Raw genomic sequence first — 620 nt, 5'->3', positions numbered from 1 at the left:
ATCTCGCGGTGGCTGAAGCGGTCAAGGACGTCCAGGCCCGCGCCAAGAAAGTCGCCTCATCGGAGGAGATCGCCCAGGTTGGCACGATTTCGGCCAACGGCGATGCGTCCATCGGCGAGATGATTGCAAAAGCCATGCAGCGCGTCGGCAATGAGGGCGTCATCACGGTCGAGGAGGCCAAGACCGCCGAGACCGAACTCGACGTCGTCGAAGGCATGCAGTTCGACCGTGGCTATCTCTCGCCGTACTTCATCACCAACGCCGAGAAGATGGTGGCCGAGCTCGAGGATCCCTACATCCTCATCCACGAGAAGAAGCTCTCGACGCTGCAGAGCCTGCTGCCGATCCTCGAAGCCGTCGTGCAGACCGACAAGCCGCTCCTCATCATCGCCGAGGACATTGAGGGCGAGGCTCTCGCGACCCTCGTCGTCAACAAGCTCCGTGGCGGCCTGAAGATCGCCGCCGTCAAGGCTCCGGGCTTCGGCGACCGCCGCAAGGCCATGCTCGAGGACATCGCCGTCCTCACCGCCGGCCAGGTCATCTCCGAAGACCTCGGCATCAAGCTCGAGACCGTCACCCTCGACATGCTCGGCCGCGCCAAGCGCGTCCGCATCGAGAAA

Annotated in this window: 1 protein-coding gene; it reads left to right on the top strand. The window is 63.7% G+C overall.

What is annotated here, in order from left to right; translation table 11 throughout:
- A partial coding sequence (locus AC1DVM_RS23235; RefSeq protein WP_477258512.1) for a TCP-1/cpn60 chaperonin family protein occupies positions 1-620 on the top strand: 620 nt, incomplete at both ends.

The sequence above is a fragment of the Microvirga sp. P4_A5 genome (genome assembly GCF_056402495.1).
The sequence above is the reverse complement of the archived record's forward strand: the minus strand, read 5'-3'. Positions and strand labels throughout refer to the sequence as shown.